At 61.9% G+C, this 19,935-nt stretch carries 11 protein-coding genes; 2 read left to right on the top strand and 9 right to left on the bottom strand.

Translation table 11 applies throughout. The features are described from left to right. Positions 1–14: 14 nt before the first annotated feature. The 5 genes from QCE79_RS29780 to QCE79_RS29760 form a co-directional block, all read right to left on the bottom strand. Positions 15–1,100, bottom strand: coding sequence for a glycosyltransferase family 1 protein (locus tag QCE79_RS29780; RefSeq protein WP_244829138.1), 1,086 nt, complete (start codon positions 1,098–1,100; stop codon positions 15–17). Positions 1,101–1,112: 12 nt separating this feature from the next. Next, complete coding sequence (locus QCE79_RS29775) at positions 1,113–2,267, bottom strand: glycosyltransferase (protein ID WP_244829139.1); 1,155 nt, start codon at positions 2,265–2,267, stop codon at positions 1,113–1,115. Positions 2,268–3,112: 845 nt separating this feature from the next. Next, positions 3,113–4,378 (bottom strand): flippase, encoded by a 1,266-nt coding sequence (locus QCE79_RS29770; RefSeq protein WP_244829141.1) that lies wholly within the window; start codon positions 4,376–4,378, stop codon positions 3,113–3,115. 337 nt (positions 4,379–4,715) lie between these two features. Beyond that, positions 4,716–6,206 carry a N,N-dimethylformamidase beta subunit family domain-containing protein gene (locus tag QCE79_RS29765; protein ID WP_309850071.1) on the bottom strand — a complete coding sequence of 497 codons (1,491 nt, stop codon included), beginning with the start codon at positions 6,204–6,206 and terminating at the stop codon, positions 4,716–4,718. Between the two features lie 22 nt (positions 6,207–6,228). After that, positions 6,229–7,284: a glycosyltransferase family 2 protein gene (locus tag QCE79_RS29760; RefSeq protein ID WP_244829143.1), complete on the bottom strand. Its 1,056-nt coding sequence runs from the start codon at positions 7,282–7,284 to the stop codon at positions 6,229–6,231. Between the two features lie 620 nt (positions 7,285–7,904). Here QCE79_RS29760 and QCE79_RS29755 point away from each other — a divergent pair. Both QCE79_RS29755 and QCE79_RS29750 read left to right on the top strand, forming a co-directional pair. After that, positions 7,905–9,026 carry a histidine kinase dimerization/phospho-acceptor domain-containing protein gene (locus QCE79_RS29755; protein WP_309850068.1) on the top strand — a complete coding sequence of 374 codons (1,122 nt, stop codon included), beginning with the start codon at positions 7,905–7,907 and terminating at the stop codon, positions 9,024–9,026. A gap of 73 nt (positions 9,027–9,099) precedes the next feature. Continuing rightward, positions 9,100–10,461 (top strand): hemolysin family protein, encoded by a 1,362-nt coding sequence (locus QCE79_RS29750; RefSeq protein ID WP_250509831.1) that lies wholly within the window; start codon positions 9,100–9,102, stop codon positions 10,459–10,461. A 70-nt stretch (positions 10,462–10,531) separates the two neighbouring features. On the opposite strand, the gene treY is transcribed toward QCE79_RS29750, so the two are convergent. The 4 genes from treY to glgX all read right to left on the bottom strand — a co-directional run bounded on the left by treY (position 10,532) and on the right by glgX (position 19,811). Beyond that, complete coding sequence (treY, locus tag QCE79_RS29745) at positions 10,532–13,444, bottom strand: malto-oligosyltrehalose synthase (protein ID WP_309850064.1); 2,913 nt, start codon at positions 13,442–13,444, stop codon at positions 10,532–10,534. Further along, positions 13,441–15,621 carry a 4-alpha-glucanotransferase gene (malQ, locus tag QCE79_RS29740; RefSeq protein ID WP_309850661.1) on the bottom strand — a complete coding sequence of 727 codons (2,181 nt, stop codon included), beginning with the start codon at positions 15,619–15,621 and terminating at the stop codon, positions 13,441–13,443. The genes treY and malQ overlap by 4 nt, the downstream gene beginning before the upstream one ends. A 26-nt stretch (positions 15,622–15,647) precedes the next feature. Beyond that, positions 15,648–17,516 (bottom strand): malto-oligosyltrehalose trehalohydrolase, encoded by a 1,869-nt coding sequence (gene treZ / locus QCE79_RS29735; protein WP_309850061.1) that lies wholly within the window; start codon positions 17,514–17,516, stop codon positions 15,648–15,650. Positions 17,517–17,585: 69 nt separating this feature from the next. Then, positions 17,586–19,811 (bottom strand): glycogen debranching protein GlgX, encoded by a 2,226-nt coding sequence (gene glgX, locus QCE79_RS29730; RefSeq protein WP_309850058.1) that lies wholly within the window; start codon positions 19,809–19,811, stop codon positions 17,586–17,588. Positions 19,812–19,935: the final 124 nt, after the last annotated feature.

The raw sequence follows: 19,935 nt of genomic DNA, 5'->3' as shown, positions 1-19,935 counted from the left end.
CCCCAAAAACGCGTTCAACGCGATGGCTTGTCGATGAACTGCATGAGCATGCGCGCGCTTTCCGTCCAGCGATACTTCTCCGCGTGTGCAATGCCGCGCTGCTTGAGATCCTCGCTTAGTGCCGGCGAGTCGAGCAATTCGCGCAGCTTAGCCGAAATATCCTCGACGGAGTACGGATCACAATAGATTGATGCGTCGCCGCACGTCTCCGGCAGCGCCGCTGCGCGTCCGACAAGCGTCGGACAGCCATTGCGCATGGCTTCCAGCGGCGGAATGCCGAATCCTTCGTAAATCGAAGGATAAAGAAAGCAAGCTGCATCCTGATATAAAGCTTTGAGCTTTTCATCGCTCACGTAGCCCGCTTGCTTGATGTTAGGCGCACTCGAGAGATCATGCGCGCGGCCAAAAATAGTGGCGTTCTTCATGCCGACAATAACGAGGTCGATAGACGGATCGTTCAGTCGAATGAAGGCGTCGACAAGACGTTGAAAGTTCTTTGTCGGGTTCATGCTGCTCACTGCAAGCACGTACCGGTTCGGCGTGAGATCGAGATCCTTGATGACGGACCGGTCCGGCACGACGTGATCGAGATGGTCCGCTGCGAGCGGCACGACGCCGATACGTTTGGCATCCACACCGACATGATGCGCGAGGCGGTCGCGCGAGAACTCCGAATTCGTCATCACGCAACTCGACGTGCGCGCGAGAATCCAGAACATCACGCGATACCACATGCGGAACTTCCACGAGAAGTGCGCGGGCGTGTCGAACACCGCGGCATCGTGCATGTAGATGACCTGGTTCGCGCGAAAGATCGAACCCGAGTTACTCAGATTGACAATGCGCGAGCGGCCCGCAAAGAGTGGCAGGACGAATTGTTCCCACAGCACGCCTTTACCGAAGCCGAGCTTCACGGTTTCGACGCCGGCCACGGGTTCGAGCCCGTCTTGCGGCGGCACGGCAAGCGTCACATGCGAGCCTTGCGGCAGCTTGACGAGCGCGGCTACGAGCTCGCGCGCAACGCGTTGTACGCCGGTGGTCTTCTGACTCGTGAACCTGCCGTTGTAGACGAGCTTGTTCGGGGCAATAGATGTGTCCATGTCTCGGGCGGGTCAGTACTGTGATTCGGAAGTGGGTTCGTACGATTCGAATTCGTTCGATTCGACGGGCTCTTTCAAGTACCTGTCCGAACCGAATTCGTATACCGAGAGCCACTTGCGGAAGATGGCTTCCATCGAGAAGCGCCGGCTAGCCGTTCTTTTCGCGGTTTCGCCCATGCGCGCACGCAGGATAGGGTCGTCGCGCAACATGGCGATGTACTTCTGCATGTCTTCGTGCGTCGTGGCGACGAAGCCAGTCTGCCCGTGCAAGACGACATCGCGATTGCCGACCACGTCTGTCACGACAGCGGGAATGCCCGCGACCTGCGCTTCGATCAACGCGATCGGCATGCCTTCCCAGCGCGAGGTCTGCACATAGATGTCGAGGCCGGAGGTCAGGGCGAGCGCGCGTTCACGCGTGACCCAGCCGCTGCATACGACTGAATCGCTCGCAGTCTGACCGGGCAATTCATCGAGGTTTCCGCCGATCCACAAGAATTGCGTCGTGGAGTTGCGCAGATCGGTGGCGAGCTGCACGAAGGCTTCGTGATTCTTCTGGAACGACGCGCGTCCGCTCATGCCGACCACGACTTCACGGCCGTCTTTCTCAAGACGCGAAGGAATCTCCAGCACGTTGACGCCGTTCTCGATCATCTCCGTGTTGCGCGTGCGCATCTGCGTTTCTATCTCGTGCTGTTCGCTCTTGGAGCACGCGACGATGGTGCCGCCCATGCGTGCTGCAATGCGCTCGAAGCTGAGATAAGCAAACTGCTTTGCCGCCGATACATCGCGGCGCAGAAACGCAAGGCCATGCGGCGAATAGAACACGCGGGCACGCGGCGCGGCAATGCGCGCGGCGGCCCGTCCCAGCACACCCGCCTTGGACGAATGCAAATGCACGACCGACGGATTGCATTCCTTGAGCTTGCGCACCAGCTCCCACATGCTCGTCCAGTCTTTCTTCACACTGACTTCGCGAAACATGCTCACGTAGACGAGCTTCACGGCCGGATGAAAGAGGCTCGCGAAGTTGTTCGGCGTTTCGGGCCGGATGGAGTGGAGGATCGTGACGCCGACGCCTGCAGCCGCAGCACGGTTCGAGAGCTGAGTGAGCATGGAGAGGACTCCCCCTCCAAAGGCTTCGGTTATATGTACGATCTCTTTCATATAGAACTCTGCAATGAGCAAAAGCCGAGCGCCCGCGGCATTCGCAATTGAGAAGGCACGGCGGTCTTGTGTTTATAGGTGGAGTGGTGAGCTCCGCTTGCCAACGCGCCTCGCTGGGTCCGTTATCGGTTCCGTCGAAGGAGGCATCTATGACGGCCTGGAATGCAGTATCACTAATCGACCTAAGTTTTTCTGTTCGATTAATACATATGCAACCTAACCGGTGCGCCTCGATCTCTCAGAACCGGGCGGCAACGCACACGGACTTGCTGATTCCCCTGCTAATCGGCTTTGCAAAGCCCGCGTTAGCGAATCTGGCATAAGGAACATCAAAACTGCGAACTGGTCTAAAGAATTCTTAGGCCAGCGTCGACAGTTTGTTCACGCAGTTAAAGACGAATGCAAGCGAGCAAGGCAGCGGGTTAATCGACTTCCGATTCGGCCTTAAGCCAAGCATATTTCTGTTCGAGCGCTTGGTCGCAAAGTTGCACAAGGGCTTTGAGTTCCTTGAGCGGAATCGCGACGGACTGCATACGCAGCCTGTCTGCACGATCAGCGAGTTCTCGCACACGTTCGAGCGTCGGGTCGTTTGAGTTCATTCCGGTCCTCACCCTGCCTACCTGATGTTGTTACTAATACGATATCGGCTCAAACAATTGGCGTCCGTGCGTTTCGACACATACAAAAACGCAACTTTTGCAGTAACGGTGCGTCGTCGAACGGAAATGTGGGAGCGTGAATCGTCTGGACATTAGGTAGAAGTGGCTAACCGTGCACCGCATGACGGAGCCGTTTAAAGCTCGTCATGCCGATGCAATCGTGCCTTGTGCACGATTCACGCCTGGTCAGGAACCGGCGCTTTCCGGCATGGCGCGCCGGAGCAGGGGTACGCCCTGGAAGTGCAGGGTGCAGAACATCGCGGTGGCAATCGACGTCTCGACGATCAGCACGGTGGCTGCCGCGCCTTGCTCGCCGAAGAGTCTGGCAAGCACGGCGAGAAGACCGAAGTTCAGAACAGCCGAAGCGATGAGTACACGGCTGAATTGCGCCTTCATGCCGAGTGGAAGCATGGTCTGAACGCCGAAGAGATCGGAGAGGCCGGCCATCAACGGGACGAACGCCATCCAGCGCAGCACGTCGACGGTCGGCGCGAACTGGGGGCCATAAAGCAGTTTCACGGCAAGCGGCGCGCCGAAGAAAATGCATACGGAGATGAGCGAGACGATCGACCCTTGCAGCACGAACATCTTGCGCAGAAAGGCGAAGGCGTCATCGCGCGCATGATGCATGAGGAAGCTCACGCGCGGATAAGCGGCCGTCTTGAGCGGCTGAAGCATGTTCAACGCCGCGCGAATCAGCTTGTCGCCGGCCGCGAAGTAGCCGCCCGCCACGTTGCCCGCAATGAAGGTGAGCAAGACGATATTGCTCGATGCATAGATATCGACGAGCGACGTGGCCATGAACACGCTCCATCCTTCCTTGAGGCGCGTGAAGATGGTCGGCAGGGATACCGGCACGAAGTCGAGTTCGCGTCGAAAGTACAAATACGTGCAAATTGCGATGCCCGAGCATAACGGCACGAGCGTGTTGACGGCCATGGCGATATCGACATCGCCGCGATGACGCACGAAGAGATACATCGCCGGAATGCTCAAGGCGCGTCCGATGAATACGAATACGCTGATCATGCCGAGGTCTTCCACGCCCTGGAAATACCACGTGGGAATGAGCATGGAGCCAACCGCCATGCCGAAGCCCAATAGCAGCAAGTCGCGGTTTTCCGCAAGATACGGCACGATGAACGTCACCGCGAGCAGGATGATGAAGCCTGCAAGCGCAAGCACGCTTTGCGTGAGGATGGTTTCCCAGAAGACCTGCGAGCGCATGGCGCGGTCATCGCGATTGATCGAGACTCTTGGTGTCGCCGTCAACGAGAAACTGTAATTCGTAAGCGTGATGAAATAAGCGGAGAAAGCGAGTGCGAACGAAAGGCGTCCATATTCGCTGGGGCCGAGTACGCGCGCAAGCCACGGCAGCGTGAGAAGCGGCGCAAGGTATGTGGATACCTGCAACGTCATCAGAATGGTGAAGTTCTTTCGAAAAGATGCCATGTAACGATAGGTTCCGGCTTGAGCGCTGACGGATCGCGGTAACGCAGTTTGCGGCCTTGTCGCATGTTCGCCCGTTTAAAAGGGCATTGCATGACAACGCGTGTAACGAATCGTTTCGTCAGGCGCATGCGCCACTTCGAGCGCAGCAAGACCAATGGGGTTAGACACATCCTCGCCTTGGCCTCAGGGCAAAGGAGCGCAAGTATGAACGACATGAACCGCTCTCGAGCGGTAAGCCCACGCGAAGCGGTTCATGTTGTCGTGCCGGACGTATTTAACAATAAAAAAATTTATTCGTCAGTGGGTTTGCACACGCACACTGCCGGCTACTGCTTGACTATTGGGCGAGCATCGCGCTAGCAATCTCGCTCTCGCTGTTCACTGTCTGGTCCAGAAGCGTGTCGTGTCGCTCGATCACGAGCGGCGGCAAGCCGATGAACCGTCGCACGACGTTACGCGTGATCTGATCGACGACGACATGGCTCTGCGCGCTCGTATTCATGAGAACGCGCGCCCAGTCCGTGGTGCCGCCATTGAACACTTCGCCTCGTTCCGGCGAGCCATTCGCATCGGGCTTGAAGACGCCCATTGCGCCCGCGCCGCCGACATCCCAACCCGTGAGCTTGACGGTATCCGCAAGCGTCACGAAGCCATTCGCGACAGGCGGCACGCCATCCACTTCATAGCCTACGAGACGATCTTCCGCGCCGAACGTCTGACCTTCTCGCAAGCCGGTGCCTGCAAAGACCCAGTGATTTGCCTGACGCACCGTAAAACCGATCGCTTCGCGCTCGCGTCTGATCCATCCGCCGCGCAAGCGTTTCCATTCGCCGTATTTTCCGCCGCCGTAACCATAGCTCAGGCCGATGAGATTCGATTCATCGTGATCGGGCCATTTCTCGGCAAGCCGGTTCATGATCTTGAGATCGCCTTCGATAGGCGCATCGCCGAAATCGACCGGACGGAAGCACGTATTGCCGCTGAAGACCGCGAGGTTGCCGCCTTGCGCGATGAAGCCCGCCACGCGCTCGCGCATTTCCGTGGTCCAGTATTCGTGATGCCCCACGCTCAACATGCAGCGGTAGTTCGCGAGCTTGAGATCCGTGCCGCGATGCAGATCGTGGTCGGTGTAGAAGTCGCAAGCAATTCCTTCCGCCTTGAGCCAGCGAATGAACTTCGCATCCCAATGCGTGAATTGCTGACGCGGCGAGCGCGAATCATAGGGATCGTTCGGCTCGCCGAGCTGTGCGCCAAGACCGCCGCCTGGCCGACGAAGACTCACGCGTGTCGCGGGCTTCGTGCGATGAATCGGGTCGCCGTAGTAACAGCCGCCGCCGATGGAGTTGTATGCGTGATACGTGTTGATCGGCACGATATACGCGATATCGGCGGAAGGCTTGCGCGGCCGCGCGATGACGAGCGCCATGCTGTCGCTGTCGGGCGGTCCCGCGAAGATCGGCTTGTGCGTGGCGGCGCGTCGACCGAGCTCGGTCAGGGGCTCGCCCTTGCCGCCGACTTCATACGCGATCACCACATACGCGCCCGTTTTGAGCGACGCCGTGTTCGGCTTGATGGTGATGGTCGGCCAGCCCCAGTCTTCGTCGAAGCGCACGGGCGTCATGCGGCCCGGCGACTGGAACACGTACTTGCCGTGCTTGAGTTCCGCCGTAACGGCGCCGCCTGCCTGAACGGCCACGCCGCCCACGCTCGTCAGATTCTCGTCATGCCCTTGCCGATAGATGGCGATGGAAAACCGCGATCCCGGTTGCACGGCGATTTCGAACGGTTCGCCAGCGGTGAAGCCGGGCTTGATCGGATAGATCTGCATCAGTGCGCCTTTATACGCGGAGTCATCGGTTGCCTGCGGGCATTGCGCGCGGCGCGGCGGCGGGCGCGCGAAGTTCCATGCCCAGCACGCGTTTGATCAGGCGCTTGGCGAGAAACAGGCGGCGGTCCGCGGCAATCTTCTTGTGAAAACGCAATTCCTTCGATTCTTCGCCGCGCTGCGTCGCGAACACGCGATATCGCTCCGCCGTGGCTTCGATCGCGCGGATCGCATCGTCATAGGCGCGGGCATCCACGCGCGCGGCCTGGTGGCACGCATAGCCGAAAATCTTGTGGAACATGGCGAGCCAGAAGGCGTCGTATGGACCGCCATCGCAGCGTTGCAGCGTTTCTTCCGCGCAGATCGTGAGGCTCGTGACCGTATAGGTCGTGGCCTTGGTCGTAATGCTGCCCGCGCGGCGCCGGTAAGAATACAGTTCGTCGGCCAGACGATGCAGCGTGCGGGCACGCGCGTAGACGAGCGGAATGGCGGCGGCGTCTTCGTACACGCGGCCTGCCGGAAACTCGATGCCGTCCCACAATTCGCGCTTGTAGACACGCGCGGCCGGGAACACCTGATACACGTGTGCGAAGTCGAGCAGCGCGTCGAGATCGCACGTGCGCGAGCCGATGGTCGAGCGGTCGATCAGCTTCACGTTGTCGATCACCTTGCCGCCAGAATTGATGATGCCCACGTTGAACTCGATTATGTCCGCGGCTTGCGCGTCGAGGAGCGGCATGATCTTGGCGGTGAAATCCGCGGACCAGACATCGTCGGAATCGAGAAAGCCGATATAGGGCGATTTCGCTTCTGCAATCGCGCGATTGCGTGCGGCGGAAACACCACGGTTTTCCTGGTGAATCACGTGAATCTGCTTGCCATGCGCGCGCTTCTGCACTTCGAGAATGCGGGCGAGTGTCTGGTCGGTGGAACCATCGTCGATAACGATAAGTTCGATCTCGTCGGAGCGCGGCTGCGAAAGCGCGGATTCCAACGATGCGGCTATAAAGTGCTCGACGTTATAGGCGGGAATGATCACCGACAGCAAGGTTCTGGGGGTGTCGCTCTCGACGCGTGTCATAGGCTCGTGTCACCGGATTAAGTTTTAGTTGAAGCCACCGTGGCCGCGGCCGGCGTTCGAGGGCCGACAATAAAGGTCGACCAGCCGTCCATACGTAGTCTCCTGACAAATGCTATAGGCAGTTGTAAGCTTGGAATGTTCGCCGACGCACGCATGAAATTTCCGCTTCTTCGCAAACGATTTCCGTATCTTCAAGCGCGATTTCGTGCATCGCTCTGCAAAACCCGCTGAATCCTTGTCAGGCGTGGATAATCAGCTTAGAGCGAGTAAAAGACACGCGTGTTTCAATTGCTTCTCGCAAATGGCGGGTATAGCGGATGAGAGCGTTGGTTATCCGCGGATATCGGCCATTTGAATTGCACTGACTGTATATCGGCGCGGTTTCGCAATGGTTGAATCCGGGACGCATGACGCCCTCGTTTTCTTCGCACGTCCGTGCACGCCAATTGCTGGAATTGCCCCGTAGTTCGTGAGCAAACAGAGCCGTTCGTGCGGCAGGCGCTCACCTATAATGGCCTCTCGGAAGACCCGCAGGCTTGGCCTCGCGCGACGCGCTCCTGGTGACCGGAACGCCGCTCGCGACAGAACCTCAACACCGATCCACGCAAGGACCCAAAACCGTGACCACGTCATTTTCCAGTACGGTCGAGCCCGGAGACACTCAGTCCTTCGATACGGCCGTCGCCGGAAACGATGGCTTGCTGGTGCTCGATGCGGCCCAACGCTGCCTCAGTGCCGACGCCGTCTTCTCCCATCTCTTCGATGTCGATTCCACCGCGCTGCGCGGACGCGCACTCGCCGATCTCCCGCTGCCCGCTCCGTTGATCGCGTCGCTTTCGCTTGCAGCCGATGCCGCGCTCGCGGGCAACGGCGCCCGGCGCGCGCAGGTCAGCATCGAGGAGGACGATTCCACGCGAGTCTTCAACATACTTGCGCTGCCCGTCGCCGAATCCGTGACGCTGATCGTCTCGACCTGCGCGAACGCGGCGGGTGCTAGCGACAACGCAGCGCGCATCGCGCATCTGCGAGCCGAAGCCGCGCTGTTCATGCGCGATCACGTGCTCTCGGTCGTATCGCACGACTTGCGCGGTCCGCTCAACGCCATTCATAGCTGGGGCTATGTGCTCGAGCGCAAGGTCGATGCAAACGACCCCGCCGCCCAGCGCGCGCTCACGGGCATTCGCTCGGGCGTCGAACAGCAGGTCAAGCTGATCGAACAGTCGATCGATACGACGCGTGCCGAAACCAAAGCCGTCGCGCTTGCCGTCGCGCCTGCCGCCGCGCGCGCTCTTCTCGAGCGTGGCGTCGCGCTCGCACGCGAGGCTATCGGCGAGCGACGCGGCGTGAGCATCACGCTCGACTCGCCGCTCGTGGAAGAACAAGTGGAAGGCGACGCCGATCGGCTCACCAACGCGCTCTGGCTCATGGCGGCATTCGCCACCGAAGCAAGCGCGCGCGACACGACGGTGCAGGTATCGAGCAACATCGAAGGCAGCACGTGGCGCACCGACGTGCGCTTCACGGTTGCGGCGTCCGCATTGACCGATGCATCGGCCGCGCATGTACTCGAGGCATTCGCGCGCAGACAGGCGCTGGAGCCGCGCGAAGCCGGCCGCATTGCGTGGGGCCTTGCGCTTTGCAAGCGCATTTCGGAGGCGCATGGCGGCGCGTTCGAGCACACGGATATCGTGAATGGTGCAGCCGTCTCGGCCACCATGCGTATTCCGGTGGCGGGAATGTAATTGAGGGCGTAAATTGACTTTCGTTTGCCTGTCGCCCATATACTGACGCTTTCCACTTTCGAAGAGAGTTGCTTTGGCTCAGGTTGTCGCGCTGGTCGGCGCATTGTTGCTCGTTGCCCTGAATGGTTTTTTCGTCGGGGCGGAATTCGGGCTCGTCAAGTTACGGGCGACGCGCGTGCAGGCCATCGCGCGGACCAACGGCCTGCCGGGGCGTCTGCTCGCGAAGGTGCATAGCCAGCTGGACGCCTATTTGTCCGCGTGTCAGCTGGGCATCACGCTCGCGTCGCTCGGGCTTGGGTGGATAGGCGAACCCGCGTTCGCTTCGCTGCTGCATCCGCTGTTTGCGCTCATCGGCGTTCAGTCGGAAAAGCTCGTCGAGTCCGTCTCGCTCTTCTTTGCGTTCTCCGTCATCTCGTTTCTGCATATCGTGGTTGGCGAACTCGCGCCCAAGTCGTGGGCCATTCGCCGTCCCGAGCAAGTCGGCCTGTGGCTCGCCACGCCGCTCTATGGCTTTTACTGGGCCATGTACCCGTTCATCTGGGTGCTCAACTCGAGCGCGAATCTCGTGTTGCGGCTTTTCGGCATGTCGGCGGAACACGGTCACGACGCCCACTATTCCACCGACGAACTCAAGCTCATTCTGCGCGGGCGTCGTCTTGGCGGGGCGTCTTCGTATAACGCGGACGAGTGGAACACCATCGCGCATTCGCTCGACTTCAGCCGCATGACGGTGTCGGACCTGATGCGTCCCGCGCACGAACTCGTCGGCCTGCGCAACGACTTGCCCATGCGCGATAACTTGACCGTGATCTCGCGGCATCGCTTCAGCCGTTATCCCTTGTTCGCGGATGCTTCCGGCGAACGCGTGCTCGGCATGATCCATTTGAAGGATTTGTTCCTCGCGGGTGACGGCGAAGCGCGCGGCTTCAACTTCAGCTTTTCGAAGGATGCCGAAAAGATCGAAAAGCTCGCGCGCCATGTCCGTCCCGTGCAATACGTCGCGCCCAATCTGTCGGCGCTGGAACTGTTCCGGCGCTTTCGCAAGGGCGCGCCGCATTTCGCCATCGTGGGGCGCAAGGGCGCGAAGCCCATCGGCTTTATCACGCTCGACAATCTGCTGGGCGCACTCGTCGGTCAGATTCACGACGAATTCCGTCAGGGCGACGCCGACTGGTCGCGCATGGACGACGGCACTTTGATGGGCAAGGGCAGCTTGCCGGTGGTCTCATTGGAACGCGCGCTTGGCATCGATATCGACGAAGGCCGCGCGGAATCCGTCGGCGGGCTCGTCATCAATGCGCTCGGAGATCTGCCGCAGGAAGGGCAGCGCGTCGAGTTCGACGCCTTCGACATCGTCGTCAAGAAGATGAACGGGCCGCGTATCGTGCTGGTGCGGGTGTATCCGCGCGAGGAAGAGGTCGAGCACGCCGAGTAGTAGCGCAGGCAAGGACGGGGCGCGTGGTGAGAAACGCGCCCGCCTCATGTCTCACTAACTCATGCTTTGATCATGCGCAAGGCACGCCTTCTTCAACGAGCAAGGCCACGGGCATCGAAGCCAGCGCATCGCGCAGGAACAGTTTTTCGCCGTCCGCCTTCGGCGCATTCGGGCTCAGCCAGTCGAAGAGCGCACGGGAACGCAACGCTTCCGGAAGAATGACCGCCGTATCGCCCCAGCTTTCCGCCTTGACGAGCGGCACATCGCTGCCAGCAGGCAGCAATGGCGCGGCGAGCCGCGTGGCGATCACGATTGCGTAAGCGCTACCGGCATGGCGCGCGTAAGCGATCACGCGGTCAGCATGTTCGCCCTCGATGGCGAGCGGCACATACTCACCTTGAGCAAAGAGCGACTCGCAATGCTTGCGCAACGCAAGCGCACGCTGTACCACCGCCAACTTGATGCGCCCATCGCGCCAGTTGGCGAGTTGCTCCGAAGGCGGACCTTTCTGGTCCACTTCCGCAAGCCACTTGCGACGCAATTCGAAATCGACCGGGCGGCGATTGTCAGGGTCCACGAGACTGAAGTCCCAAAGCTCCGTGCCCTGATAAAGGTCCGGCACGCCCGGCGATGTCAGTCGCAACAACGTCTGCTGCAGACTGTCGATCACGCCCAGCGGCCCGAGCCGCGCCACGAAAGCCGACAATTCCTGCAAAAAGCCATTGCGCCGCTGCGGCGAGACGATATCGAAAAGGAACTCGCGGCAGGCATTTTCATACGCCTCGTCCGGCGCGAACCAGCTCGTGCGCAACTTGGCTTCGCGCAACGCCTTCAACTGCCATTGCGCGACGCGTTCGGCCAGCTCCTGGACGCCCGCTTCGTCATCCGGCGAGAGCGTGAGCGGCCAGCATCCGACGAGCGTCTGGTACAGCATCGCTTCGGCGCCGGGGCCGGGCGCCCAGTCGCCGCCGGCATCGGCACCACGACGCAACGGCGTGTTCAGCGTCGACCATTGCTTGAGCGTGGTCGCCCATTCTTCGGGAATCTCGCTCAATGCCGCGATGCGCGCGCGCACGTCTTCGCCGCGCTTGTGATCGTGCGTCGCGGTGCAAAGCATGGCGTGCGGGAACGCGGCGAAGCGTTCCTTGTTGCCCGCGTGGAAATCTTCGACGGACAAAGAAAACTCGCCGGGGTCCGCGCCCACTTCGTTACGCGAGATGAGCCTTCCATAGCGATAACACGCCGTGTCTTCGACCGCCTTTGCCGCAACCGGCGATGTGAGCTGCGAAAACAGCGTCTGCGCCGCGCGCCGCTGCGATCCGCTCGACGACTGCGCGTTTTGCCCAGCCGTCGCCTGACTCTGGTTCCGGTCGCGTCCACGTTCGGCGGCGCGCTCACGCGGGCGTTCCGCGCGCTCGGCCGGTGGCGTGCTGACCGGCGCTTCGTCGGGCAGCTTGCCGCCGAGCCACTGCGCCACCTGATCGAGCACGACATGATACGCACTCGAAAGCGATGCGCGCGCGGCATTCAGCGCTTGCGAGAAGTACTTCTCATCCTCGGCGCTGCGCACGCTGCTAACGGGATAGATGCGATACACCGGATACTGAATCACCAGTTCCGCGACCACGCGACGGATCGACGTGAACGTGAAGTCGCGCGTGTTGTGCGAGTCGCGTGCAATGCGATGCAGCGCGCGCGTCACGCGATCCAGTTCCGCCGATAAGTTTTCCGCGAGAATCTTGCGGCGCGCGGCGAGCGCTTCGTCGGCGAAGCTCGCGCTTCGGCCGGTGATATCGGCCCACAACGCGGCGAGCGGCTCGGCGCCTGCCGGGTCGTGCAGCAGCGCGCCGACATCGTTCATGAAGTCGTAGCCCGTGGTGCCATCCACTTGCCAGTCGCGGCGCAGCGGTTCGCCGCGCGCGAGAATCTTTTCGACGACGAAATACGTATGGCCGTTGCCATGCCGTAAAGCCTCGGGCCGTTGCGCGGACAACTCTTCGAGCCGCGCGCGCAGGCGTTGGCAGTACTCGCGCGGTTCGGCAAGACCATCGACGTGATCGATCCGCACGCCGTCGATCAAACCTTCGGTAAAGAGCCTGAAGATGAGCGCGTGCGATGCCTCGAACACTTCAGGCCGCTCGACGCGCACGCCGCCGAGCGTGCTCACGTCGAAGAAACGCCGCCAGTTCACTTCGTCGGCGGCCGTACGCCACCATGCGAGGCGATAATGCTGCCGTTCGAGCAGACGATGCAGCCGCTCGCGTCCAACCGGCGTGTCCGGCGAATGCGCGGCGAGAATCGCTTCGATCGCGGCCTTGCCGCCTTCCGTTTGAGCAATGGTCGCGAGCGCATTGCGCGCTTCGGCCGCGCGCGGCTGATCGGCAGGCTGCGTCGTCAAGCCGGAGAAACGGTGCGCGAGTTCCGGCGCTTCTTGCAGCACGACCGGGTAATCGACCGGACAGATCGGGAACACATGCGCGTAGTACTCCACCACGAAGCGTCCTTCATCCGGCCGATACACGAGCTTGATCTTGCCGCCCTGCAACTCGTCGCCATAGGAAGCGCCAAGAAACGGCGCGAGCACCTTGCCGCGCAATGCAGGATCGGGCGAATGCCAGTCCACGTCGAAGAAGCGCGCATGCGCCGCGTGACGTCCCCATTCGAGGATGTCCTGCCACCATGCGTTTTCCGAACCGCCCACGCCCATGTGATTCGGCACGACATCGACGATCAGTCCCATGTCGTGCGCGCGCAGCTTCTCGACGAAGCGCCGCAGGGCTTCCTCGCCGCCCAGCTCCGGATTGACCTTCGTGTAGTCGACGGTGTCGTAGCCGTGCGTGGAGCCGCTCGTCGCGGTCGTGATCGGCGACGCATACGCATGACTGACGCCGAGCGAAGCGAAATAATCCACTTGCGCCGCGGCGTCGTCGAAAGTGAAGTCCTTATGAAGCTGGAGCCTGAGCGTGGAACGCGGAACGGTCATGGTGAGTCGGCTGGTTTGGGTGAATCAACATTGTCGGATTGCGTCGAACGCTTGCGCGCGGCATCCACCGCGAGCAGTCGTTCGGAAAATGCGTCGTCGAGAAACAGTTCCTCGACAGGCGCGGCAAGACGGCGCCGCCAGTTCGGATGCTCGTCGATCGAGCCGGGCAGATTCGGCTGTTCAGCAAGCCCAAGCAGATCTTCGAGCGGATACGTGACGAGCGGCGCGGGCGTCGCGGCCACGAAAGCGAGCGCTTCATCCACGGGCGCTTCCTCGACCGGAGGCGCATCGACATCGGACGGAGCAATACCCGCTTCCTGGAAAGCGCGCCATAGTAAGCCACGATCGGCGCCGCGCTCTTCCTGCGCTACTTCCACCGCATCGCGGCCGTCTTCGCGCGCCGCCGTCTGGCCGATCTTCGAGCGCCACACGATATCCTCGCCGCGCCACCATCCGGTGACGGTCGGCAGATCGTGCGTGGTCGTGGTGGCGGTCACGCCGCTGTCCCACTCGCGCGGCGGCTTGAAGCCGGGGCCATCCACTTCGCGTTCGAACCACAGCACTCGTATGCCAAGCAAGCCGTGCTCCTGCAAGCGTTCGGTGAAGCCCGGCGGCACGGTTCCGAGGTCTTCGCCGACGACAATCGCGCGATGCCGCCACGATTCCAGCGCAATCAGCCGCAAGAGGTCTTCGAGCGGGTAGCGCAGATAGGCGCCGTCTTTCGCGCTTTCGCCTTCGGGCACGAGCCACAGCCGCCTCAGCCCGAGAATGTGATCGATACGAATGCCGCCCGCGCGCGCGAACGCGCAACGCAACATGTCGATGAACGCCGAGAAGCCTTGCGTGCGCATGGCGCGGGGCGAGAAGGTGGTGAGTCCCCACGACTGCCCGGCCTGATTGAAGAGATCGGGCGGCGCGCCGACCGACACGCCTGTCAGCATTTCGTCGCGATACGACCATGCATGACTGCCCGCGCTGTCGCATCCGACGGCAAGGTCCGCGACGAGTCCCACGGCCATTCCCGCGTCGCGCGCCGCGTGTTGCGCGTGCAGCAGGCCTTTCGATGCAAGCCATTGCGTGAAGAGAAAGAACTGGACTTCGTGGCGATTGGCTTCGGCGAATGCGGCGACCGCATCGCTGCGCGGATCGCGCAGTTCGTCTGGCCAGTTGCGCCAGTGGCCTTCGCCGTTTTCCGCAAGCTGCGCTGCCTGCAGCGCTTCGAAGCGTGCATGATCTTCGAGCGCGCGCCCGCCTTCCTCGACGAACGAAGCGAAGTCTTGCGCCAAAGGCGATGCGCTGTCGGCCGAGAACGTCTCGAAGAGCGCGCGCTGAATGGCCAGGCGTGCTTTCATGGCGCGCGGCCAGTCGATGAGCGGCAGCGCTTCGAGTTCGGCGAATTCATCCGCCACACCGGCTTGTTCGATCGCGGCGCGCGCGGCGGCCGCGCCGAACACGGCGGCGGGATCGACGTGCGCGATGTTCAGAAAGAGCCGCGACGAAGGCGAATAAGGACTGAACTTGTTCGGCTCGGCGCTGAACATGGCGTGCATCGGACTAATGGCGAGCGCATGAGCGCCGCGCTTCGCGCTCTGCGTCGCGAGCGTGGCCAGCGCCGTGAAGTCGCCGACGCCGCCATCGCCCAGACGGCGCAAACCATAGACTTGCGCGGCGACGCCCCAAAGCGGCGGCGCGGTTTCAGCGGCGGCTTGGTCGGTTGCGTCGTCGAGCGCGCGCCACGCATCGTCGATGGTGTAGCAGCGCGCGGGCGCTACCGCCAGCGTCGTGCGATGGTCGTTGATGACGAGCGTGTGATAGCCCGGCTCCGATATCGGCGAGAGCAATGCGGTCTCGCCTTTAGGCGCGGTAAAACGCCCGTCGATAACCTCGCCGCTTTCCAGTTCGATGCGATAGCGCACGCCCGACTTCGCCGCCGACACCGGCAGCGCAATGCCGCGATCCACTTCCGCCGTGATGAGCGGCGGCAACTTGCGGCCGCTCATTTCGGCATCGACGGCGGCCATGCTCTGCTTGATCTGCGAGGCGTTGCCACACGGCAGGCCGAGCTTTTCGAGCAGAATGCGCAGCGTCGTTTCCGGCACGCGCTGCATCGCCTTGTGCGCGTTCTGCCATTCGACTTCGAAGCCCGCGCGCGCGGCGAGCGTTTCGATGGGCGACATTTCGCCCGTGGTGCTTGCAGTGGCGCTCACGTGCGGGTTCCTTGTGCATGGGCAAAGCCGTTGACATCGCCGCTGAGCCACGCGATAAAGCTGCGTCCGCCGAGTTCGCCCGCGCTCGCGCCATCCTGCGCGCGTGCCGGCGTCTCGAAGATGACCTTGCCCTTCGGCGCTTCTTCAAGCGTGGCCGGCGCTTGCCCGAGATTGAGCGCGATGGTGAGCGTTTCGCCATCACCGAGCTTCCAGCTTGCGAGAACGGCCTTGTCGCCAAGCACTTGAGCGCCGAGCGACTTCGAGCCCTTCAGACGCGGCGCGATGAGTTTCGCACGCACGGCCAGCGCCGACTTGTAGAAGTGCAGCCAGTCGAGGCGGTCGAGTTCGTCCGCTTTGCCTTGGACGTTCGGCGACGACATCGCGAACGTGCGCTTGTCGTTCGGGTCGGGAATCTGCGCGCGGCGCTTTTCGTCGGTGAATGCGGAGAACTTCGCGAATTCCTTGCGGCGGCCTTCGCGCACGGCATCGGCGAGTTCGTCGTGATAGTCCGTGAAAAAGAGGAACGGCTGCTTCGAACCGTATTGCTCTTCCATGAACAGAAGCGGAATCTGCGGCGACAGCAGCAAAAGTCCGGTCGCCGCGTAGAGCGATGCGTCGTCGGTGAGCGAGCGCAGGCGTTCGCCCATCGCGCGGTTGCCGACCTGATCGTGATTCTGCAGGAACATCACGAACGCAGTGGGCGGAAGATGCGAACTCTTCTCGCCGCGTGGCTTGCCGTCGTGAATCGGCGATGGATCGCCCTGATACACGAAGCCTTCGCTCAAGACGCGTGCGAGCTTATCCGTGGGCTTGTCGACATACGCGCCGTAGTAGCTCTCGTCCTCGCCGGTCAGAAGCACGTGCAGCGTGTTGTGCGCGTCGTCGTTCCATTGCGCGTTGAAGTGCGACTCCAGCAGATTGGCCGTGTTGTGTTCGTTCTCGAGCACGAGGTGAACATGACGGCCCGTTTCCACGGAACTGCGCACGCGGTCCGCGAATTCGCGCAGCCATTCGTCGTCGTTGATGGCGTGCACGGCGTCCAGACGCAAGCCATCGAAGCGATATTCGTTGAGCCAGTACAGCGCGTTATCGAAGAAGAAGTCGCGCACTTGCGGACGCTCGAAATCGATCGCGGGACCCCAGGGCGTATCCACGCCTTCGCGGAAGAAGGTTTTCGCATATGCATGCAGATAGTTGCCGTCCGGGCCGAAGTGGTTATAGACCACGTCGAGGAACACCATGAGGCCGAGACCGTGCGCAATGTCGATGAGCTTCTTCAGTTCATCGGGGTGACCGTAGGCCGAATCCGGGGCGTAGGGCAGCACGCCGTCGTAACCCCAGTTGCGCGTGCCGGAGAAGTCGTTCAGCGGCATGAGTTCGATAGCCGTGACGCCGAGTTGCGCCAACTCGTCCAGACGCGCGATGACGCCCGCATAGCCGCCCATCGCGCCGACGTGCACTTCATACAGCACGGTTTCTTCCCACGGCCGGCCATGCCAGTCGGTATTGATCCAGCGATACGCGCGCGGATCGACCACGGCGCTCGGGCCGTTCACGTCTTCCGGCTGATAGCGCGATGCCGGGTCGGGCACCGCGAGATCGGCATCCAGACGATAGCGATACAGCGTGCCCGCGCCGCCATCGGCTTCGACTTCGAACCAGCCGTCACCGGCCGGCTGCATGTCGATGAGCGCGGGCGCGGCATCGCCATCGCGCTGCAACTCCAGTTGCACGCGGTCGCGCGACGGCGCCCAGAAACGGTAACGCGTGCGCGGTGCTTCGCGCGCCGCGCCGGTCAGATGCGCGCCGAAGGGAAGGCAATGCGCGTGGTGATGCTTGTGCGGATCAATCGGACGTTCGGACATGATTTCGAGCCTGGTGTACTGCGGGATATGCCACTTTTCTGTGCGCCGCGCGAGCCGTGGTGAATCGCCTCATTGAGCCGAATCGATGCCCGGCGGTCGATTTGCCGGAAGGGTGCCCGGATCGGGAGGCAGCGCGGTCAGAAGACGCGGACCCTGATGTGCGCCCGCCATCCAGACCGCCTGCCAGTCGGCGTCGCCGGTCGGTTGCGCGAGCAGCACGACGATACTGTGCGCCGCGACCTCCAGTTCGCTGCCGACGAGCGGCCGCTGGATGGCGTCGGGCTCAGCGCTATCCAGGAGCACGTTCCATTCCAAGTGAGGCGGAGGCGGCGTGAAGACGAGGTTCTGCCCCGAGCCATTGATGAGGAGCAGGATCACGTCGATCTCGCCGTCGAGTCCCGGCCCCGCCCGGCGCAAGGTCAGCGCGCGGCCCTCAGGGTCCTGCCATGCCTCAATGGCGAGCGCGACGCCGCGTTCGTCGAACCAGCTCACATCGTAAAGACCGGGCAGCACTTCGCGGTCGCCGTAGAGAAAGCGCGTTTCCCGCAGAACCGGGTACTTTTTGCGCAGCGCGGCGACGCTTGCGACGAACTCCGTCATCTCGCGGCCTTCGGGACTATGCGCCGCGGCCCAGTCGGTCCAGGAAATGTCGTTGTCCTGGCAATAAGCGTTGTTGTTGCCGTTCTGCGTACGCAGGAATTCGTCGCCGCCCAGCAGCATCGGCGTGCCGAGCGACAGAAGCGTGGTCGCGATCATCGAGCGCGCGAGGCGATTGCGAACGGTGCGGATCGCGGGATCGTCGCTCGGGCCTTCCACGCCCCAGTTCGCGCTGCAGTTTTCATTGTGCCCGTCGCGGTTTCCCTCCTGATTCATCTCGTTGTGCTTTTCCGAATAGGCGGTAACGTCGGCGAGCGTGAAGCCATCGTGCGATGCCACGAAATTCACCGATGCCCATGGCTTCCGGAAACGCCGGTTGAAAAGCTCGGCCGAGCCGGTGAGCCGCGCGGCGAGGTCGGGGCGCATGCCCGAATCGCCGCGCCAGAAGCGCCGCACGCCGTCGCGGTACTTGTCGTTCCACTCCGCGAAACCGGGCGGATGATTGCCGACCTGGTAGCCGTCCGGCCCAATGTCCCACGGCTCGGAAATGAGCTTTCGCGTCGAGAGAATCGGGTCCTGGCGAATGGCGTCGAAGAAGCCCGAGCCGGGATCGAAACCGTGCCCTTCGCGGCCCAGCGTCACGCCGAGATCGAAACGGAAGCCGTCGATATTGAACGCCGTGCACCAGTAGCGCAGCGAGTCCATGACCATTTGCAGGACACGCGGATGCGACAGGTTCACGGTATTGCCGCAACCGGTTTCGTTGATGTAATGCCGCTCGTCGCCGGGAATCAGACGGTAGTAGCTTGCATTGTCGAGCCCGCGCCATGACACCGTGGGCCCCAGTTCGCTGCCTTCGCAGGTGTGGTTGTAGACCACGTCGAGAATCACTTCGATGCCCGCCGCATGCAGTTGCCGCACGGCGATACGCATCTCGTTCAGCCGATGCGTCGAAAGATACGAAGGCTCGGGCGCGAAGAACGCCGCCGTGTTGTAGCCCCAGTAGTTTTTGAGACCGCGTTCGACGAGAAAGCGGTCGTTGAGAAACGCGTGCACGGGCAGGAATTCGACGGCGGTGATGCCGAGCTTTTGCAGATGCTCGATGAACCACGGCGACGAGAGCGCGGCGAATGAACCGCGTTCGTGCTGACGGATATCGTCGCGCAGCATCGAGGCGCCGCGCACGTGCGTTTCATAGATGATGGTTTCGCCCCACGGCGTGTTCGGGCGATTGTCGCGCGACCAGTCGAAGGCGTCGTCGGTGACGATGCATTTGGGCATTGCCGGAGCGGAGTCGCGGCGATCCATCGACATGTCGAGGCGATTGGAATGCACGCGATAGCCGAAGAGCGCGTCGGACCATCGCCACGGGCCGACGAGTTTCTTCGCGTAGGGATCGAGCAACAGCTTGTGCGGATTGAAGCGATGACCATGTTGCGGCTGATAGGGGCCATGAGCGCGAAAGCCGTACACCGTGCCCGGATGCGCGCCGGGCAGATAGCCGTGCCACACTTCGTCGGTGCATTCCGGCAGATCGAAGCGCATCAGTTCCTTGCGGCCCGTGCTGTCGAAGAGACACACCTCGATGCGGTGCGCATTCGATGAGAACACCGCGAAGTTGACGCCCAAGCCGTCCCAGTTTGCTCCCAGCGGGTAGGATGCGCCGGGGAGAAGTTTTTCGGGGAGTGCGTTTGCCATTTGGTCGGGGTTTTTGCCCTTGCCGGGCTGGTGGGTTCTGGTTCTCTGAAGGGTTGTTTCTTGCCCGTGCTGATGAGTCGTTGAAATTGAGCCGTTAGCTTGCAGCGTTCTCAGTAGCCGCCGG

This window comes from Caballeronia sp. LZ003 (genome assembly GCF_031451465.1).
In the GTDB taxonomy this organism is placed as follows: domain Bacteria; phylum Pseudomonadota; class Gammaproteobacteria; order Burkholderiales; family Burkholderiaceae; genus Caballeronia.
This window is presented reverse-complemented; position numbering and strand designations above follow the sequence as displayed.

What these genes read in the sequence shown, in the direction of transcription:
- QCE79_RS29770 (WP_244829141.1), bottom strand. Translation starts at nt 4,378, where the DNA reads ATGGCATCTTTTCGAAAGAACTTCACCATTCTGATGACGTTGCAGGTA.
- QCE79_RS29760 (WP_244829143.1), bottom strand. Translation starts at nt 7,284, where the DNA reads ATGACACGCGTCGAGAGCGACACCCCCAGAACCTTGCTGTCGGTGATC.
- malQ (WP_309850661.1), bottom strand. Translation starts at nt 15,621, where the DNA reads ATGTCGCCCATCGAAACGCTCGCCGCGCGCGCGGGCTTCGAAGTCGAA.
- treZ (WP_309850061.1), bottom strand. Translation starts at nt 17,516, where the DNA reads ATGTCCGAACGTCCGATTGATCCGCACAAGCATCACCACGCGCATTGC.
- QCE79_RS29780 (WP_244829138.1), bottom strand. Translation starts at nt 1,100, where the DNA reads ATGGACACATCTATTGCCCCGAACAAGCTCGTCTACAACGGCAGGTTC.
- treY (WP_309850064.1), bottom strand. Translation starts at nt 13,444, where the DNA reads ATGACCGTTCCGCGTTCCACGCTCAGGCTCCAGCTTCATAAGGACTTC.
- glgX (WP_309850058.1), bottom strand. Translation starts at nt 19,811, where the DNA reads ATGGCAAACGCACTCCCCGAAAAACTTCTCCCCGGCGCATCCTACCCG.
- QCE79_RS29765 (WP_309850071.1), bottom strand. Translation starts at nt 6,206, where the DNA reads ATGCAGATCTATCCGATCAAGCCCGGCTTCACCGCTGGCGAACCGTTC.
- QCE79_RS29775 (WP_244829139.1), bottom strand. Translation starts at nt 2,267, where the DNA reads ATGAAAGAGATCGTACATATAACCGAAGCCTTTGGAGGGGGAGTCCTC.